The sequence below is a fragment of the Bdellovibrio sp. SBM16 genome, from assembly GCF_056175625.1.
Window position 1 is genome coordinate 608,107 of record NZ_JBJKJG010000001.1, and the last position, 19,301, is coordinate 627,407.

Genomic DNA, 19,301 nt, shown 5'->3' on the forward strand with positions numbered 1-19,301 from the left:
AAATATTAGATATCAATCTGCGTGTTGGTTAATAGCTCTTCAATAGTTGTAATTCCCGCTAAGACCTTTTGGATACCGTGATCACGGAAAGTTTTAAAACCTTTTGAAACCGCTAATTTTTTAATTGTATTACCATCTTTTCGTTGCATCACCAGGGAGCGGATATCGTCGGTAACAGGAAGAAGTTCGGCGATAATCGTACGACCCACGTAACCTTTTTGTCCGCAGTGTTCGCAGCCCATGGCTTTACAGATGTTGGCACCTTTGGCTTCTTGAGCCGTAATACCCAGAGTATCTAACTCAAACTGTGAAGGGGTATGCGGCGCTTTACAGTGCGGGCATAAAACACGCACCAGACGCTGTGCTAAAATTCCTAAAATCGACGTGGCAATTAAGAACGGCTCAGCCCCGATATCCATCAGGCGGGGGAAGGCTCCGGCCGCATCGTTGGCATGGATGGTAGATAACACTAAGTGACCAGTTAACGATGAGTTAATCGCTAACTCTGCAGTTTCTAAGTCACGGATCTCACCCACCATGATAATGTCGGGATCTTGACGAAGAAACGATCTTAAACCTGCCGCAAACGTTAAACCGATTTTCGCGTTTACCTGCACTTGGCCAATCCCGTGAATACGCTGCTCCACCGGATCTTCGATCGTTAAAATATTAATATCGGGTTTATTTAATTTAGAGAGACAACCGTAAAGTGTTGTCGACTTACCGGAACCGGTCGGACCGGTGACCAGTAAGATGCCGTACGATCTTTCGATCATATCATCTAAGGTATCCAGAAGTTCTTGCGAAAAGCCAGCCTGCGATAATTCACGCACCTGCGATGATTTATCCTGAAGACGCATAACGATACGTTCACCGAATGTGGTCGGCACCGTCGACAGACGGATATCGATATCTTTACCGCCGACTTTTAACGGAATACGGCCGTCTTGCGGTAAACGTTTTTCGGCGATATTTAAATTCGCCATAACTTTAATACGGGATGTGATCGCGTTTTGCAGCTTCTTAGGTGGTTTAAAGACATCATATAAATTACCATCGATACGGTAACGAACGGCCATATCTTTTTCATAGGGTTCCATATGAATATCAGAAGCTTTTTCTTTTACAGCGCGGAATAAAACAGAGTTTACTAACTTGATGACCGGAGCATCATCTTCGCCGGCTTCAAGTAAGTCGATAATCGGATCTTCTAAATCCATTTCGTCATCTTCGATTTCATCCATGCCGGATAGATTCGAAGTCGATTTTTCATACACGCGGTTAATCGCATCTTGCAGGCGCTGAGTTGTGGTAATCATCGGCTTAATACGTTTACCGAACAGGGCCCTTAAATCATCTAACGCTTTGGTGTTAACCGGATTTGATGTCAGCGCAAAAAGCGTCTCGGTTTCATCTTTAAATGGTAATACGCCCTGGGTTTTAGCGTAGTTGATCGGGATATCACGAACAAGGTCGGCAGAGATTTCGCTAACCGCGATATCTTTGACAAAATCCAGACCCAGCTCACGGCAAAGATCCGCCACCAAATCTTCAGCGGTTGCGTACTCTTTTGAAGACAGAGTTTCGCCAACGCTTACGGGGCGGGAAGTGGCTGGGTTCTTTAAAATCGATTTGATCTGATCTTGGGTCAGAGTCGTCGATTTACCTAGTATAAGTGGAATATCCATTTGAGCCATTAAAACTAAAAACTCCTGTTATTTTTTAATCGCCGGTTGCGGTTGTGCAGCTGGTCTATCTGTTTGCTCAGCAAATCCTGTCGATTGCGGAACGCGCTCACGTTTTAAGATCTTATCAATCGTTGAACCATAAGGATCTTTGCCACCGTGTTGTTTTAAAAAACGTAAGCGTTCATCGGTTTTAGAGCCTAACAGATTTTGTGAATCTGCGCGATTACGAATAATTTTTGGCGACAAAAACACTAACATATTCACTTTACGTTTAGTTGATTTTTTCGACTTAAAGAACCAGCCTAAGATTGGTAAGTCCCCTAAAATAGGAACTTTTCTCACTTCTTCTGAGTCTTCATCCTTCATCAATCCGCCGATTACTGCAGTGTCCCCATTGTTTAAAACAACGTTGGTATTGATCGAGCGCGTTGCAAGCGGTTGCACTGAACCAGCAAAGTTTGCCGGAACCTGAACGCTCGATAATTGGTTGATGGTTTGTTTAAATTCCATACGGATGGAATTCGAAGTAGGGCTGATAAACGGTTTGATTTCCATCTTGATGGTTGCATCACCGAACTCTGGCGAAGACTGTGACGGCGCACCGTTCACACCAGGGGTTACGATATTTCGGGTTACAACTTTATCACCGACTTCAATCGTTGCTGTCTGAGCATCGGTTGCAATAATTTGTGGCGTAGATAAGATATTGGTTTTGCCGAATTGTTTTACGAATTTTAAGTAACCCAGTAAGTTTGGAACCTGTGTTGTGCCTTTTGATGGATTTGTGGCATCAAGCGGAACCGTGACTGAACCTGTCGAGAAACCTAAGATCGCAGACCCTGCGCCTGAAAGTGGATTTAACACGTCAGACACATCTTCTGCTGAAGAGGCGAAGCCGGCTTTACCGCCACCTTCTTTGAACTGAACTAAACCACCGCCAGAAGTCATGCCATCAGATAGATTCATCTCCATGATGATGGCTTCAACAAACACCTGATCACGCGGGATATCTAACTTGTTTAAGATCGCTAATACTTTTTCGTAATCCTGTTTACTTGCTGAGACAACAAGTGAATTGGTGTTTTTATCCGATTTAATCGAAACTTCGCCACCGAATAAACCCTCACGAACGGCCGCTTGGCCTTGCGGTTGAAAACCAAAGCCCGTTGATTGCGGGGCGGCTTTCGGAGCCGATTCTTTGGCCACTTCAGATAATGTTTTGGCGATATCTTCAGCGTTACCATGCTTTACGTAATACACGTAAACGCCGCCTTGGTCTTCAGCACGTACTTTAAAGTCTAACTGAGCAACAAGTCGTTTAACGCGCGCGATACCCGGGCGGTTACCTACGATAATTAAAGAATTTGTTCTGTCATCTGGAAATACTAAAAACGAAGCGGCTCCTCCGGATTTACCACCGGCTGCAGATGTATTCGTGCTAAAACGCGGAACACCGGCATTAAAGCCACCGGTTGTTGCAGGCTTTTGTCCTTTGTTCACGATTTTGTCGATTAGATCAGCGATGTCTTTAGATTTGGCATATTTAATACCGACAACTTCTAATTGCTCTTCAAAGCCCGGAACATCTAATTGGTTGATGATCTTCATGATACGGTCAATAGACGAACCGAAATCTGAAATGATCATCGAGTTAGTTTGCGGGTAGGCTTCGATCTCACCGTAAGATGAGTTTAATAAACGGCCTAATTGCTGTTTTAATGTTTCAGCTGAAATATGTTTTAAGTGCACGACTTTCGTGATCATCTGATCGGCGTTTGGATAGTACGAACCAGAGTAGATATCAATTCCGTCACGCTGCGCTGATCGGGCATTTCTGATTTTTAAAAAACCGCCGGAAGGTACGATAGTAAAACCGTTAATCGCAAGCGATGATAAAAACGCTTTGTAAGCTTCAGCTACCGTAATTTTAGATGGAGCGATGATCGTGATCTTACCGCGCACTGTTGAATCGATGATAAAGTTTTTACCGGTTAGTTCAGAAATTGCTTTGATAATGTCAGTGATATCTACATTCGGAAAATCGAATGATTCGATAGTTTCCGGAAAGTTTTCTGAAGTGATATCTTCGGGATTGGCTTTGGCAAACTTCGCCCGCTGTTTGTCGGATAAAACCGTCGATTTAGTGCCTTTAGCTGAGATAACGGTATTGCCGCCGCCACGAGGAGTTGGTGTTGGGGTCGGTGAAAGTGCCGGCGCGTTACCACCAAAATCAGTTGGCGGAGGTGGCGGAGGCATCTCGCCTACAGAAGGTGCCGCAAAGTCATCAATAGGTGGTGGAGGCGGAAAATCCTCAAACTGCGCGTAACCATAACTTCCTGTCAATTGTGCTGCTAAAAAGCTAGTAACTACAGCTGTGGTAATTAAACTTCTTCTAAAGGCCATCATCTACCTCTTTACTGAATTTCATAGTTGTACTTCTGGTCAGATCCATTGACCTCTACGCCAAGTTCAACTTTGCTTTCTTTTTTTAATTTATTAAACATTTCCATCGCACTTTGAATGCTGTTCACTGGCTCGCCACCGGCAGACTTAATAAGTGTGCCGCGCGGTAAACCCATTTGTTCAAAGATTGAACCGGGTTGGTAATCAACTAAGCGGTAGCCGTTGATTTCACCGGTATTTGGGTCGCGGTTTGGCAGGGCGCGCGCCTGCATCAACAGACCCGATAAGTCATTTAGGTATTTATTTAAATCGGTTCGTTTGATACGAAACGTGTTGTTGCCAAGGGCTAAAATATCTTTACCGCCCGCTTTAACCGGGCCAGCCGCCGGGCGTGAAGAATCAAAATTAACTTTAGTGTTGCCGCGGCTGATTTCGATATATTCAAGTGCGCCGTTGTTCAGATTTCTGAAATACACAATGCCGCGTTCAACTTTTTCAACCTTGGCCATGCTTTCGATTTCTGATCCGACCATGTATGAGCCGGACAAGTTTTTTGATTTTACATTGATAGCGGCCACCGATTTGGTTGGGTCAGAGTGGACAAGAGTGCCGATCAGATCTAACGGTAAACTTGATTGTACCGGGATATCTTCTTTTTGCTCTTCTTGTGCGGCATTTACTGCGGCCAACGGGTCAGGAATAGTCCCGGTTGAAGAAAATAAATTTCTTGAGGTAATCGCCGAATACTGGCTGCGGTCAGCGTATCCGCCGGTCTGCATTTTTGGGGCCTTTTTAGGGGGTGCTGATTGTGGGATAAAATATTCGCGCACATAGATAATGCCGAGATCGGCTACGGTAAAGCCAATGAAAAGCAGTAGCCCATAAAGAGCCCATTTTTGGATGACAGTTCGTTGTTGTGCGCTCAGTTTTTTCATAGTCAATTTCCAGATTAAAGCATAACAATGATAAGGTCTGGTTGTTAGGTGATAAACGTGACTTAGGTGAAGTCTGGACCTAGGTTGTGATTTACGGCTAAGGGCTTGAATCCCGGACTAGATCATCTATTCTAAGATCTAGGCGAGGACTATGACGGTCATCTACTTCACGGACGGAGCACTCATTGACGATTGTTTGATTCGAAGATCACTTCTTCGGATCCCGGAAGTTATTGAGGCTCTTCGTAAGGCGCAGGATGAGTTTATCGGCTGCGAACTTTTTATGGTGATGAATGAAACCTTGGCCTACCATAATCTTAACTACCACCAAAAAACCCATTTAAAATCGATTCTGCAAAATGCTTTATTCAGACGTTGGATGAAAAACGGAGTTGAACCGGATTTAATCTTAAAGAGAAATGACTACAGTCATTTTTATGAGTTAACACAGGTTTTCCAGAAACTTTCGACCATTGATACCCTAAATGTGGTTACCATCGGGCCGGGCTTTGACGATTTAGAGAGTTTTTTACGCTTACGCCTTAAATTAAATTCGAGCCCGATTAACGAGTTTATTTCCCAAGACCCCCACTTAAACTGGTTCTGGAACGAAATCCGCTCAAGCCTAGAGCTACATTCCTAAAAGGCGCCAGGTCCTATAGTTTTTTCAAGGATTCTTCAAGATTTCATGATCAGGCACATTCTTGTGCCCATTTTTAGCCAAATTACGATATAAGAATGCCGCACCAATCTCGGGGGATAGGCTTATGCAAAAAACACTGGTTTTAACGATTTCTTCTGTAATCTTAACGACGTCATTATTTTCATGCGCTCCAAAAGACGATAAAATTTTATCCGGTGGCGCTAACTCTGGTAATTTACAGGTATTAAATATCGAAAGTAATAAAGCCGAATCGGCAAGATACTTAGGTGTAAGTTTAGACCGTGCGTTTGAAGGCTTAGCCTTGTTAAAAGCCGTGTTAAACCCTGAGTACGCAGCTTCACAAAAGGTAACGGTTTCTTCAGATAAATTTGAACCGGATGTTTTAGATTTTAATACCGGTTCTTACCTTGAAAGTGATGTTAAAGGTCAGTTTTCTGGCCGTATCAACTACGCCATCGAAAAATTAGAAAAAGACCAAGACGGCAGAGTGGTCACTTTAGTGTTAAAATCTGAAAACATGAAATTAGAGAGCAAACACTTTAAAGACAATTCTGGTAAAGGTGCTTTTGTTGCTGCAAATAACATGAATGACCGTATTGTTATCGCAAAAGGTGTGCGTGAAAGATCCTACGTATTAACTATCGAAAAAACCGAAGAATTAAGCCTGGCGAAAAACTCGGTAGCCTACTCAAATACACAGGTTAAATTAGAATTTGCCTGGGATGGTTCATCTGAAATGTTAAATGAAGCGGTTAAAGTTCAGGCGATCCGTGTTAATGCTCGCATGCACGGGGCCCGCACTGGTGCGATTACACTTAAAGACACCAACGCTAATTTATCAGTTAAGCTCGATGCCTGCGTAAGTGCAAACGGTGAGTTAAATATCGTACGTGACAGCAAAGTGTTAAAAGGTCAAAAACCAACGGTTTTACCTGTGACAGTTGTTAAAATTGAAGATTCATCATTAACGATTGAAGATTCAGTATCTCAAGCGTTAGCTTGTTCAATCCGTCCACGCGTCGATCTAACCCGTTTTATCCGTTAATTTTTTCTATAAATTTGGCGGAACCTTAATTGCGGGGCCGCCAAAGACTTCTATAGGATCTCTGATCCCCTTAACCGCGATTTGACCAAACGAAGTAAATAGCCTTTGTTTTTCTGGTGTTAACGAATTCCATACATGATCCGAAATGACCACTGATACACCGAGCTCTTTACAGAGTCCTTCGAGACGGGCGGCGCGATTTACCGTATCGCCGATAATGGTGTGTTGTAGTTTTGTTTCTGAGCCGATCAGGCCGATGACCAGGGGGCCTCTGAAGATTCCAATGCCTATGCTGATTGCCGGAAGATTTTGTTTTTGAAATTTTTCGTTCAGAGTTTTCAGGGCGTTGAGCATGGCTAAAGCCGCATCAACGGCCATTTTGTTGTCTTGTTCAGCTCTGCCAAGGGGCGCGTGCTCAACATAAGCTAATATAGCATCACCGATAAACTTATCGACGATAATATGAAACTTAGAGATTTCATTGAGCATAACAGAAAAGTAGTCATTTAAAAGAGCAACGACCTGTTCGGGGGTAAGATTTTCTGACATCGAAGTAAAGTTGCGGATATCAGTCATTAGCACTGTCAATTCGCGATTGGTACCCCTGACTTGTTTGACTTCGCTGGTTAAAGCTTGTTCAACGACGCCTGCAGTTACAAACTTAGAAAACGATTTAACCAGTCTGGTTTTTTCGCCAAGAATTTTTGTGAAATCGTTGAGTTGGTTTAAGATGGCTGTCCACAGGCCCCAGCTGTTTGAAATGTCGCTGCTGTGTTCAAAATTTAGATCTTTAAGGTTTTTAAAATGAGTATTAACTTTTACGACTTGCTTTCTTTCGGATAAAAAATGAAAGAAAAGGGTCATTGTGACCCAGGTTAATAAGAAAATTACTACATAAGATATTTGATTGATCAAGCTATCATGTTCGGAAACGGGTGCAGTGTGCCCATTGGTCAGAGCAACGGATTGCGTAAGTATAAAGTGCAGCAGTATTGCAGCGATGATAAATATCGGAAACAGAATGCGAAAAATGTGATTGTACCACAGCCGTTGTAGAGGGGACTCGGCTTTTCTTGCTTCTGGGGTAATGGTAAATTCGGCCCACTCTAGACCGTAGGATTGAAGGAGTCCCAAAAGTACGCTGGCAAAAAATAAAATTTGTGGAGCTCTTGAGCGGGTTGAAAGGTGATTTTCGGAGAGAGAAAAGTGCAACACAATTAGTGCTGCGGCAGTGGCGATAAAATAAATAGCTGCAAAGACCGTAAGCCGGTTTTTAAAAAGAATATTTTGTAGTTTTGTAAAAATATTTTTTTTGATTATGTAGAGTAAAGCTAAGTTAACAACGTTTACGGTTGCTATGTAGATAGCTGTGTAATAACAACCAAACCCAAAGCCCGGTATTGTTAATATCGGGCAGACTCTCAGACCATATAAAGATAACAAAGGTATAAAGCTTAAGTTAACCAGCGCAAAAAAGACTGAGAAAATGACCAGGCGGTGGGTATTTGTCACGTTACTTTTTCTTCATTGAGATTTTTAAGCGCGAGTACAACGGGAAGTGATCAGCTACACCTACTTTGTTGTCTTCATCAAAACGCAGCGGTGAACCGTTTAAGCTGTTATCAGGGGTTTTGACCACCTGGATTGATTCAGGAATTAACGTCAAGCCCACTTTCGAAAGCGCATTGCTGTATACCATCACATCTAAGAATGACCATTCACCTTTATAGTTGTGGCTGCCTTTACAATGATCGCATCCGACGAGGTGAGATACCGGGCCGGCCTGGCTTAGGATTTTAGAGAAGTAACCGTTACGGCCTTCTTCGGTGGCTGTGATGTTCATATCACCGCCGGCAATAACAGCGCGGCCTTTTTTCTCGTACTCGGTGATTTTAGCTTTTAAAAACTCAATCGCCTGTTTACGCCATTCGGTCGGATTGGCCTGTGACGGGAAATGCACTGACATTAAAGTTAATTCTTTTTTGTTCGGTAAAATCACAGTCGCTTCAATCACTCCACGTGAACGTTTGGCGTATTTTAACTGTTCCGGGTTGTCATCCTTGTACGGGATGATGTGTAAGATCGGTTTACCTTTAAGCGGAAATTTAGATAAAATTGCCGGATCAATACCGCGTAAATCCGGGCCTTCGATCAACACGCGTGTCTGGTAACCTAAGCCCTGTAATTGTGTGTCGACAAGTTGGTTTAAGATATTCATGTTTTCAACTTCAGCCATAAGAATAATGTCAGGGCCACGGCCTGCGTCGATATACTTAATGGTTTTTCCGACCTGCGATAATTTAAAAGCCACGACTTCATCGTTCCAGTCTTTAAAATTACATTCGTCACGGTAGAATTTAGATTTAACCTTCATGCAAAATTCGCCCACTTCGGCCGAGCCTTTTTGGGTCCGTGGTAGGTAGGTGTAATCTTCGGTGCCTTTATCGTGAACATTATCAAACATGTTCTCGACGTTAAAAGTCATAACTGAGATCTCATCCGCAGCCTTGCTCAGGCGCTCGGGGGCGATAATGTCTGATCCGGCGGCAACCGGGGTGTCTGCACCCTTGGTGTCTTTACTTTTACAGCCGAATGGAGCTACAGCTAAAAACGAGATAAAAACGAAAATAGTCAGTCTTGAATGAATCTTAAAAAGAGTTTGTATTTTTTCCATGTTATGACATTAATCGACCGCGGATTTGAAAGGTAGTTTAGACAACTTTTACCGCAGTGTGATATATATCCGGGCAACTCAGTCCAAGTAAACTTTTTGGGGGAATAATGAAGTTAAAAGGCTTAATCCTAGTAACAGCGGTTTTGTTCGCAGGTTATGCAAATGCACAAAGTTCAAACGCAAAAGCAGCAGCCGGTGAAAACGTAGCTACCGTTGAAAACGACAGACCACAAAAAGGTAACTTCGGTATCACCTGGTATTTTATCGGTGGGCAGACGTTAAACCGGGATTCTAACGAGCTTTCTTCTTTTGATATCTTTGATTCCTACATCTCTTTTAACTACAAAATTAATCCGGATTTCCGTATTTCGGCGCGCCCGGCTTTTGGATATGCACTTCGTGGTACCTCTGAATCAGGACGTGAAACGAATGACCGCGCCCGTGTGCGTGACTTTTCATTTGTTGCGGCTTTCTCAAATCTATTTCAAGAATCACTGCCGGCTTCAACCAGCTACCGCTTTGCACCTCGTTTATACTTACCAACATCTGATGGTTCAAAAGAAGAAGGTATGATCGCGCGTCTTCGTTTAGAACAGTCTTTCCGTTGGAATTTTGACCGTTATTCAAGCTTAAATATCTACGCAAAACCTAGTTACTTCTTCCAAAGAAGTACGACTTATATGACATCGGCGGGAAAAATTCGTACGACGAAAGCGGCTGATTCTGAGCACGGTGTTGAAGTAAACTACTCATTAAGCAAAATGTTTTCGATCGTTCCGGCATTAAACTTTGTTGAGAGCTGGTCAAATGCATCAGCTGCTAATAACCAATCCACATTCAGATCAAGTGTTATTGATTACCGTTTAGGTTTGGAAGTGCGTGCGATGAAAGAATTAAGCTTCACGGTAGGTGTGCAGCGTGAACAGGATTTATTGGCTAAGAAAGACGATGAGATTTCTTATTCGTTGTTAACCGGTGGTACGTTGTTCTAAACGTTTCTCAGGGTAAAAGTAAGTTAAAAAAAAGCGACCGTTTGGTCGCTTTTTTTTTAAACAAGTTCGGTGTTTTTCGCTGCCATTAAACTTAAAAATAGTAATGCGTCATTAACCAAGCATAATCTCCCTCATCTTCAAGGGTAGATCGTTGTTCTTTTGTATAAAAAAGCTGAAAATCAAAGTGCGGTCTTGGGTACCAAATAAAACCAGGGCCATAACGATATAGTTTTGTAGCTCCATTATCTTTGTTAGCTTGATAATAGTCGTTTAACACCAAAACCTGAAATCCTTTGAAGGCTTCATAGCCCGTGCGGTGAATGGCTGCAAGCCCTGTTGTTTCTAAACCAGCTACAGGCTTGGTTTTAATCTGATCAATTTCCGCCAAGGTAGACCATCTTTCATTCCAGCCCAAGTTTCCAGTTAAACCAAAAACTCTCTTTTCACGAGTATCGCTTTTTTCTCTTAAGCCCTGGATACCGATTTTTAAATTTTCAGCAAACACTTTGCTCGCAGTGTAGGTAAAACCTTTGTCATTTTCTTTTGTCAGATCTTCTCGAATACGGTAGCCGGCTAACGAGAAATTGTACTCTTCACCTAGCCAAAACACTTCTGCGGTGTTTTTGTCTTCGATTGAAATCTTACCGCCGCGGTAAGACAGTGAACCCATTTCTAAACGGGTACGGGTCGACAGATTGTGATCGGGTAAGTTGATGCCAAAGTTGGGTTGAAAGCGGCCTACTTTAAAGGTTAACTCATCTGTAGGTTTAAATAGGCCGTATAATCGGCTTATTTTCGCCTGTATCTGATTGGCGTGAGCAGGTTCATTGATGTTGTACTGACCTAAAAAGCCGACAACGGCCCACTTCGGTTGGATAATTCCGATCTCTAAACCAATCTGCATATTGATGTAACGCCCATCTACGTTGGTTACTCCAGTAGATTTTTGTGTATAGTCCGTATGAACCTGAACACCGCGATAATCGCCACCGATGGCCAGCCACTCATCAACTGAGGATGTATCAACGGCACCATGCAAAAAGCCTTCTTCGCCCTTGGCCGACCAGGTACTGATTAATTCGGCAGATAGATTGCGACCGTAGGGGGTCAGGACGCCGCCGCCGCTGGGTGAGACATGGCAAGCGGTGCAATTGACGTAACCATGCTTAATCATTTCAGGAAACGCCAATAGAGTTTGCGAAAACATAATTACCAGAAGAGTAATTTTAAAATTTTTCATTATTGCACTGAACCTTTGAGTTGAACTTTAACCGTTACATTTTCGGCGACTTTTACGCCCAGCCATGAAGGCAACGTATCTAAGTGATCAGTGATCTTAAAGCCAAATTCGGCACTGCCGGTTACAGCATTGGCTTTTTTTCTGATAGTGGCTTTGCCACTGATATCGCTGGTTTTACCGTGCATCGTGAATTTACCTTTGAACGGAACTTCTGTGTCGGTCTCAGGAAGGGATGTGAAATCTGTTGGTAGCTGCAGATCAACCAGCTCTAAAGTTGCCGCTGGGTATTTTGCGACTTCCAGGTACTTGTTTTTCATATGGTCATCGCGAAGTTCAATCTTGGTTGTTAGCTGGTTTAAATCAACTTTTAAACTTCCGTTGAGTGTGTTTTTATCCACCTGTAAATTGCCTTCCGGCCCCTGGCCTTCGCCGTTGATTTTAATCATCGAAGGTTTACCGATCGCTAAGAATGTCGTTTTACCCTCTGAGGCCTTAAAAACGATCGCTGCGCTTTTGCTCGGTTCCGGTGTGACTTCACTCGCGACTTGCAGAGGGAGTGCGATTAGTAAAGTTAATAAAAACTTTCTCATAACTTCCTTTCAGAGGAACAGTGGGTGTAGATTAGGCGCAGGTAATATCGATAGGGTGGGTATGTCCGCTGTCTGATGAGGTTACTAAGCCGGTCACGGATTGGTTCATTTGCAGCATCGCAAATTGCGCTGGCGTAATGGTTACACTATGAATATGGCCATTGGCGCTTGATACATTGACCACAGTGTTAGATCCGGCCGCGGCGCCAGAAGCGATTTCGGCCTGAGTTAAGCTTAGTGTGTGCGGCGCACTTGAGTGTGCACCTGTTGTTAAAGCTGTGACGGGGTCTGCGGTTGTGCAATTTTGTCCGGTGGTTGTGCCGCCGCTGCTGCTGTTACCTGATCCACTTGAGCAGCCGGCCAGATTAACCACTGCTGCACCGATACCAAAGATTCCTAAAGCGTTTAAAAAATTTCTGCGGTTCATATTAATTATCCTTTATAGTTAAAAAGCTAAATACTCATGTGACAAAGCAAATTCTTTGCCTAAGTTGGTAATTCTAACTGAGGCCTGTAAGTTATTAAAATTGGCCTGAAACACTGATTGCCCCAATAAGTTTTTTTGTAGCTCGGTCTGTGATAGGATTGTCGCCTTGGTGCTGTCGCTATTTTGTTTATTTAAGTCAGAATACATATTTTCAAACTGTTTTTGGGCTATTTGCAGGTCTTGATACTTAGTTACGCCTCTTGAAGTCACTAATCGGTTCAGTCTGTCAAATTCAAGCCAAAGGGTACTGCTTTGTGAGTTTAAAAAAGGGCCCGAACATTCGATCTCAAAGTCAGAGTTTAATTTTTTACAATCGCCGCCTTGAGCTTTTACCCAGGATTCAACTTCCGAGCGCAGCGTTTTTTCCAGTTGCATATTGAAAAGTGCAATATCGTATGAGGCCTGTTTGTAAGCCGTTGATGCCTCGGCGAGGCGAGCTCGTCGTTGTTCTCGCTGCTCTATGGTTAGGGTCTGGTCAAAGCCTAGCGGGCAGGACATGCCCGCGTAAGCTCCCATATATCGATACAATTTTTGCACTGACTTTCCTAGGTACGGTTGTCCGATCGGAGTGTGTGAAAACCCAATCAACCCGGTCATTAAAACCATTAAGCTTACAATAGTACCTAAAGTGTAGAGTGCAATTTTTTTCATAATTAAGATTACTTGTTAATGATTGAGGCTTTAAAAGCTGAGTCAACTAACGGTGGTGCAAAACAGCTGTTCACATCATTTACGGGAACGCCATTGGTAGTGAGCGCTGGTACGACGATGTTCGTTAAGAAAAAGTCGTATTGCGCACTTGTGATGTTAAGTCCTGTGTGAGCTTCTGTCATATCCTGCGGACCAATGTAAGTTACATTGTCTGTATACTTGATGCTTGAAGGTCCACCGTAAACATAGACTAAGAAAGCGGCCAAGTTGCCTTTGAATGTGGGGAAGTCTGAAACGCTTGAGAATGAATTACCCAGATTTGTGGTCCCGCTTGCTGTTAACTCATTGACCACGTTCGTGAAGATTGACTCATTCACCGCTACGAAGGCATTAACGCCGTAGGTTTCCCAGGCATTTTTTCCTGAAGAGTCACAAGCCAAGCTAGCACCCGGGCCAGGGCGTAAATAGGGTTTCGACGCTTTTTCACAACTCATTACTGAAGCAATTGCCATCATTAGCACCGTTGCTTTTAAAAAACTTGAACAGATCTTCATAAAAAAATTCTCCCTTTTGGTGATGGTTGAAGTCTTGCTTTTAACGTTAAATTGAATGCCGAGATTTAGCAATTAATTAATGTCATTTGAGGTGACAGAAATGTGACATGAATTTGAAGGTTAAATAATCTCGACAATTCAATAACTTAGCCGGCTTTTTGCGGCTAGACATAAATCTTGAAATGAGTATTGCGATCAGCGTGGTGTTAACCGGTGAGAAATGTATTGGGTCGTTTTGGTACAGTGAGTGGATTAAGGTCGCAAGCGAAAGTTTGCTTTTTTGTCTTTATATAGTTTCGAAATCTTCTGACAGTTTGATCTGGTGACTTTGGCCCGCCCAGGTAAATTCGATTTCTTGAGCGCGTAAAGCGATTTTGTTTTCATCGTTGCCTAGGCGGCTTGCGTACAGTCGGTCGCCGATAATCGGAGCGCCGATTTCAGAGACCTGGGCTCTGATTTGGTGGGTGCGGCCCGTGAGCAGGTTGATTTTTATCCAGCTGTAGTGATCGAAAATTTTTTGCTGTTCGATTTTTAGTTCGCAGATGTCCCAGCCTTCTTGGGCGATCTGCGATACTTTTTTAGGGGCGCGTGGTGAAGGCTCCATGTAGTGCACTAAATGATTCGGAAGTTTGGCAGTCGTTTCAACTAAGGCCACATATTTTTTTGTGATCAGTTTTTTTTGTAATTGATCGTTGAAGCTATTTACAAACTGGCTGTTCTTTGCGTAGACGATCAATCCTTCGGTGAGTGTGTCTAAGCGATGAGTGATTAATAGTTTTTTTCCGATGGCTAACGACAATTGAGTGAGTGAATTTTCCAGCTGGTTATCTACTGACGGGTGGCTTGGAATATTATTTGGCTTATTTAAAACCACAAAATCCTGATGTTCGAAGACGATGCGTGATTTCCAGTCATAGTCGACGAAGTATCTGCGGGGCTTGGTGTGCACGCGAATAGGCATATTTTCTGTGACTTCGTCACCGGTGGCTGCGCGTTTGCCGCTTGTGTAAACACTTCCTAATTGAATCAGAAAGTTAATCTGTTCGATGGGGAGTTGTAAAACTTCGGCGATGATTTCGTTTAAGGCACCAGACTTTGGGCTATTAAAATGCTTAACTCCGTATTCGAAGCCTTGAGAATGGATTTGAGTTTGGTTTTTAAGCATGGGGTTTGAATAGCACACTGTACCTAGGTAACTCAAGACCTTAACTTTAGGTTCAATTCCGTTATGATATCTGAATGATCCAAGAAACCATGCAGTGCCTGTTCAATAATGCCGACAAGTTAACGTGTTTAGCGCCATACGCTTATGAACCGGGGTGGATTTATTTTTTCTTGGTCGTCATGATGTTGTTATCGTCAATCGGGTTGCCGTTACCTGAAGAGGTGACGTTGGTTTCGGTGGGAATTTTGGCCTACATGGGCGCCAATCCAGATAAATATCCACCGCCATTTCCGGGAGCACCGTTTGTACATCCGACCACCGCGGCGATTGTGGCTTTTTTTGCAGTGTTTTGTTCTGACTTTTTAATTTATGGGATCGGCCGGCTTTTTGGCTCGAAAGTATTCGAGTGGGGCCCGGTAAAGCGGGTCATATCTGCCGAAGGACGTATGCGTATCGAGAAATGGACGCATAAGTACGGAGCCCTTGCTTGTGGTATTTTTCGTTTTACGCCGGGTCTCCGGTTTCCGGGGCACTTAGCCTGCGGTATGGTGAAGTTTCCGGTGTGGAAGTTTGGCGTAGTCGACGGTATTGCGGCGGCGATTTCGGTTCCAACCCAGATTCTGATTCTGGCCCACTATGGAGAGCCTATCTTAGAGGGTTTGCGAAAATTCAAATTCGTCGTGCTCGGGCTGTGTGTAATTGCGCTTATTGTTTATGTGTTTATGAAGTGGCGCGCATCAAAAAAAGCCACCGCGGTCTAATAAAAAGCGGCGTGGTTCAGACGCCGCAAAAAAATTGAAAATTTTTAATCTCTAATAACTTAGGCGATTTTTTTAACGCCTAGATCTTGTTCTGTTAACTCAAAGCACACTTTAAATTGGGTTGGCTTTTTTGTTTTTTGGCTCGCAGCTTCGGGCCAGAATACTTTGTCGTAACCATGGTGCAGACCGAATAATTCTTCACGCACGCGGAATAAAAGACCTGCAGAAGAGCCTAATAACCAGTCCATTTGGATCTGGTGTAAGTATTGTTCTAAGTCGCTGTGTGCCTGGTGCGACAGGGCGTCTTGCGGTAATTGGTCTACTAGGGCGCAGGCATTGTGGTTGTACTGGTCAAACGCTCTTTGCATGGGTTCAACAAACAGCTTTTCAATGCGCACATCTTTATCTTTGTGGCCAACAAACGGAGTCGCCAATTTTTTAAACTGCCAGTAAATCAGGGCGTCGTTAGTCGTAAAATCAGCGCGCGGTAAGTAGTCAGAAATCGAGTCGCACTTAACCGATTCAAACGATGAGTCCTCAATATGAATATTGTGATCTAAAGCGATCAATGAGCGTAAATGAAATAAAAACGAGTACAATGCAAGGAGGTGATCGTTGAATTTTTTCGAAAACTTTAAAGTAAAGTTATACATCAACGGCGCCTGTATTTGCGATTCAAATTCCGAAAGCATATCAAAGGCTTGATCTAATTTATTAAAGCTGATTCCTTTTGAAAAATCCTGGGTTTCCCAGTACTGAAACCACTTTTGTTCAAAGGCAGAAGTAAGTTTTTCATCAACCGGTTTAAGCTTTTCTTGGATTTTAAAAAGGCGGTCAGCGCATGAGTAAAACAAAGTTGAATACGGGCATAATTCATCAATCGCGTGGTTGATAAAATCTTTTTGTTTCGGGGCATTTAAAAAGTTAGTCAGCCTGTGAAACTGTAAACCCACTAAAGAGTCGTTTTGAAATTTTAAAGGCGGGTGCGGCGTAAACTCAGCAAAACGGGAATTTTGATCCCAGATTTCCAGCGACACAGGTTTTAATACCGATCCGCGCGCTGTTTTAATTTCAAACCCCATAACAAATGAAGACGACTTCATTGAAATCTCCTAAGCTAAGATAAACTAAATCACAGATTGTTATCGGTATTTGCGACCGTAAAAATAATAAAACCTAGGTCTAGGTTTTACACGGATTTAAGGATGTTACCCAGGGTTTGGATATACTCGAGCGGAAATTTACCCATTTCTTCAACCATTAGATTTTTGATTACAAATTCACGGCTGTTGCCTTCGTAAGTCATCATGCGGTCAACCGCGTTGGCCGAGCTTGTCACTAATGCCATAGGGTCAATTTGTGGTTCAAAGTAACCGAGCGGCCCAGATCCGTCACACTTTTCTTCGTGCTGGTGGATGATGGTTGTTACCGCAAAATCCATATGGTTTTTGTCTTTAACTTTTTGAGCCCCTTCGAGCGGATGTTTTTTATACGTCTCAAGCTCTTCTTTGGTAAATTCTTTCAGTGGGCGGGTAAGCACCAAAGGTGAATCAAAGTGGCCAAAGTCATGCAATAATCCGCCCAGAGCCAGTAACTGGCGCTGTTTGGCATCGAAAAGTTTTAACTGCTCAGCTAAGGCAACGGCCAGTGTTGAGACAGTCACGCCGTGATGGGCAATACTCTGATCAAGATTCGGTGAAGCGATGATGGCCTTAACGGCGTCGTTGTTTTTTACCAGAAAATCCACATATTTTGCCGAGGCATCTTTTGCCGCATTATAGGCTTCGGCATTTTCAGGGCGTTCGAACACCTCTTCAGCGTTATTTTGTTGTGCTCCCTGGATAATTTCAGAGCGGGTTTTGATGTCTTTACCGGATTTATCGTCGTAGGCCATCTCGATATTTTTTTGCATGTAATCGCGGTATCTGTCTTCGTCTTCGGTGGCGATATACATTTTTTTGAGTTTTTTGGCTTTTAGGCGGTCTAAGCGCACCCCTTCGAAAGAGTCACCCTGGCGGAGATACAAAATCCACTTTTCATCGATCTTAAGATACGTATCAAAGTCGATCTTTTGATCGCCACGCAGTGTGCTTACTCTAATTGATACGTAATCCTTTGCCATTTTTTTCTCTTTTGATAGACTTTACCAGTATGTCATTAGATGCAGATATTTTGAACGATTTTTATCAGGAGTCCAATACCATCATCACCGAAAGTATCGACCTTTTGGAGGAGATGGAGGGTGATTTTTCACAAAAAGAAAATTTAAAAGTGTTTGCCAACAAGATCGACCGCATTATGGGCGCTTCGGCCAGCATCGCGATGATGGCCGAACCAGACCATGGTTTGAATCTGGTCACAGACTACACATCACTTTGTAAAATGGTGGCCTATAAGGCTGCTGAAATCCAGGATAATACCAAACTGTACGATGTGACGGTGGCATTACTGCTGGATGCGGTCGAGGCGCTGAATGTCTTGATTAAAAAAATTGAGCTGCCAATGGCCGAATTAAAAAAAGTCATCAGTCCTAATTTCATCGAACGTTTACGCTGGGTCTCAGAGCAATTCAGTAAGCAGAATTCTCTTAAAGCGCAAAGTGAAATCGATGACCTTATGAAAAAATTAGGTTTCTAATAAATATGTACTGCGACTGTCATGGCCATTGGACAGATCCGCGCGTAAGCGAAGAGTTGCGTAAGAGCTGGCTTAGTGATTCGCTAAAAAACAACATAGATCTTTTTATGGAAGCCGGTGTTGACCCTGAAGGGTGGCAGCGCCAGATTTCATTACAAAAACAATTTCCGCAGCATTTTAAAAATGCCTTCGGTTTACATCCGTACTTTGTGGCCCAGAATGATGCTGAAACCTGCGAAGAAGCCATGAATACCCTGGCAAAAATTTTAAATCAGGCGTCAGGGCTGGGTGAAACCGGTTTAGATTTTCGTGAGCAGTATGTGCAAAATGAAGCCGACGACCGCCAAATTGTCTTTTTTGAAAATCAGATTCAGTTAGCTAAAGCGTTTAATAAACCACTGGTGTTGCACGTGGTGCGAGCCCACAGTGAGGCCTTAAAAGTTTTAAGTATCTGGGATGCCCACGAGGTCGGTGGGATGGTGCATGCCTTTAATTCATCCATCGAGGTGGCCGAGCAGTACCTGGATCTTAATTTTTTGATCTCGGTGGGCGGGGCGGTAACCTATTCAAAAAACAAGAAGTTGATGGATGCGGTGAGGGTTATACCCTTAGAAAGGCTTCTTTTAGAGAGCGATTGCCCGGATCAGGCGCCGCAAGGCTGGTCGGAGCCCGAAAATAGCCCATTATCTGTGCTACAGGTGGCTAAATGCGTGGCCGAAATCAAACAAATGCCCTTAAATTTGGTCTTAGAAAAAACCTCCGAAAACTTCAAAATGCTTTTCACTTAGGCTTATCTTTGGTAGTTGTATTTTCCT

At 43.3% G+C, this 19,301-nt stretch carries 19 protein-coding genes; 6 read left to right on the plus strand and 13 right to left on the minus strand.

Translation table 11 applies throughout. From position 1 onward, the window contains the following. Positions 1–5 precede the first annotated feature (5 nt). The 3 genes from gspE to AC04MM_RS02795 are packed head-to-tail and all read right to left on the minus strand — an operon-like array spanning position 6 to position 5,026. A complete protein-coding gene (gene gspE / locus AC04MM_RS02785) occupies positions 6–1,697 on the minus strand; it encodes a type II secretion system ATPase GspE (RefSeq protein ID WP_475378790.1) in 1,692 nt (563 codons plus the stop codon). Between the two features lie 18 nt (positions 1,698–1,715). Then, on the minus strand, positions 1,716–4,091 hold the full coding sequence (gene gspD, locus AC04MM_RS02790) for a type II secretion system secretin GspD (RefSeq protein WP_475378791.1): 2,376 nt from the start codon (positions 4,089–4,091) through the stop codon (positions 1,716–1,718). A gap of 11 nt (positions 4,092–4,102) precedes the next feature. Then, on the minus strand, positions 4,103–5,026 hold the full coding sequence (locus tag AC04MM_RS02795) for a type II secretion system protein N (protein WP_475378792.1): 924 nt from the start codon (positions 5,024–5,026) through the stop codon (positions 4,103–4,105). A 151-nt stretch (positions 5,027–5,177) separates the two neighbouring features. On the opposite strand from AC04MM_RS02795, the gene AC04MM_RS02800 reads away from it, so the two are divergent. Both AC04MM_RS02800 and AC04MM_RS02805 read left to right on the plus strand, forming a co-directional pair. Beyond that, entirely contained in the window at positions 5,178–5,669 is a 492-nt protein-coding gene (locus AC04MM_RS02800; RefSeq protein WP_475378793.1) for a hypothetical protein, read from the plus strand. Positions 5,670–5,793: 124 nt separating this feature from the next. Continuing rightward, positions 5,794–6,735: a hypothetical protein gene (locus tag AC04MM_RS02805; RefSeq protein WP_475378794.1), complete on the plus strand. Its 942-nt coding sequence runs from the start codon at positions 5,794–5,796 to the stop codon at positions 6,733–6,735. Between the two features lie 6 nt (positions 6,736–6,741). On the opposite strand, the gene AC04MM_RS02810 is transcribed toward AC04MM_RS02805, so the two are convergent. Next, positions 6,742–7,599, minus strand: a complete 858-nt coding sequence (locus AC04MM_RS02810; RefSeq protein WP_475378795.1) for an adenylate/guanylate cyclase domain-containing protein — start codon at positions 7,597–7,599, stop codon at positions 6,742–6,744. Between the two features lie 649 nt (positions 7,600–8,248). After that, a complete protein-coding gene (locus tag AC04MM_RS02815; RefSeq protein ID WP_475378796.1) occupies positions 8,249–9,409 on the minus strand; it encodes an endonuclease/exonuclease/phosphatase family protein in 1,161 nt (386 codons plus the stop codon). Positions 9,410–9,516: 107 nt separating this feature from the next. Between AC04MM_RS02815 and AC04MM_RS02820 the strand changes: the two genes are divergently transcribed. Then, positions 9,517–10,401: a hypothetical protein gene (locus tag AC04MM_RS02820; protein ID WP_475378797.1), complete on the plus strand. Its 885-nt coding sequence runs from the start codon at positions 9,517–9,519 to the stop codon at positions 10,399–10,401. 91 nt (positions 10,402–10,492) lie between these two features. Here AC04MM_RS02820 and AC04MM_RS02825 read toward each other — a convergent pair whose 3' ends face one another. The 6 genes from AC04MM_RS02825 to AC04MM_RS02850 form a co-directional block, all read right to left on the minus strand. After that, positions 10,493–11,641: a hypothetical protein gene (locus AC04MM_RS02825; RefSeq protein ID WP_475378798.1), complete on the minus strand. Its 1,149-nt coding sequence runs from the start codon at positions 11,639–11,641 to the stop codon at positions 10,493–10,495. Further along, positions 11,641–12,231, minus strand: a complete 591-nt coding sequence (locus AC04MM_RS02830) for a YceI family protein (RefSeq protein ID WP_475378799.1) — start codon at positions 12,229–12,231, stop codon at positions 11,641–11,643. Before AC04MM_RS02830 ends, AC04MM_RS02825 begins: the two co-directional genes overlap by 1 nt. 31 nt (positions 12,232–12,262) lie before the next feature. Next, positions 12,263–12,658 carry a hypothetical protein gene (locus tag AC04MM_RS02835; protein ID WP_475378800.1) on the minus strand — a complete coding sequence of 132 codons (396 nt, stop codon included), beginning with the start codon at positions 12,656–12,658 and terminating at the stop codon, positions 12,263–12,265. 18 nt (positions 12,659–12,676) lie between these two features. Continuing rightward, positions 12,677–13,369: a hypothetical protein gene (locus AC04MM_RS02840; protein WP_475378801.1), complete on the minus strand. Its 693-nt coding sequence runs from the start codon at positions 13,367–13,369 to the stop codon at positions 12,677–12,679. 8 nt (positions 13,370–13,377) lie between these two features. After that, entirely contained in the window at positions 13,378–13,923 is a 546-nt protein-coding gene (locus AC04MM_RS02845; protein ID WP_475378802.1) for a globin family protein, read from the minus strand. A gap of 286 nt (positions 13,924–14,209) precedes the next feature. Next, positions 14,210–15,088: an RluA family pseudouridine synthase gene (locus AC04MM_RS02850; RefSeq protein WP_475378803.1), complete on the minus strand. Its 879-nt coding sequence runs from the start codon at positions 15,086–15,088 to the stop codon at positions 14,210–14,212. Between the two features lie 74 nt (positions 15,089–15,162). On the opposite strand from AC04MM_RS02850, the gene AC04MM_RS02855 reads away from it, so the two are divergent. Then, positions 15,163–15,849 carry a DedA family protein gene (locus tag AC04MM_RS02855; protein WP_475378804.1) on the plus strand — a complete coding sequence of 229 codons (687 nt, stop codon included), beginning with the start codon at positions 15,163–15,165 and terminating at the stop codon, positions 15,847–15,849. 59 nt (positions 15,850–15,908) lie between these two features. On the opposite strand, the gene AC04MM_RS02860 is transcribed toward AC04MM_RS02855, so the two are convergent. Next, positions 15,909–16,952: a hypothetical protein gene (locus AC04MM_RS02860; protein WP_475378805.1), complete on the minus strand. Its 1,044-nt coding sequence runs from the start codon at positions 16,950–16,952 to the stop codon at positions 15,909–15,911. An 86-nt stretch (positions 16,953–17,038) separates the two neighbouring features. Then, entirely contained in the window at positions 17,039–17,971 is a 933-nt protein-coding gene (locus AC04MM_RS02865) for an HD-GYP domain-containing protein (RefSeq protein WP_475378806.1), read from the minus strand. 29 nt (positions 17,972–18,000) lie between these two features. Between AC04MM_RS02865 and AC04MM_RS02870 the strand changes: the two genes are divergently transcribed. Together AC04MM_RS02870 and AC04MM_RS02875 are read left to right on the plus strand one after the other, a co-directional pair. After that, positions 18,001–18,486, plus strand: a complete 486-nt coding sequence (locus AC04MM_RS02870; RefSeq protein WP_475378807.1) for a hypothetical protein — start codon at positions 18,001–18,003, stop codon at positions 18,484–18,486. A 5-nt stretch (positions 18,487–18,491) separates the two neighbouring features. Then, a complete protein-coding gene (locus AC04MM_RS02875; protein WP_475378808.1) occupies positions 18,492–19,274 on the plus strand; it encodes a TatD family hydrolase in 783 nt (260 codons plus the stop codon). The last annotated feature ends 27 nt before the right edge of the window (positions 19,275–19,301 follow it).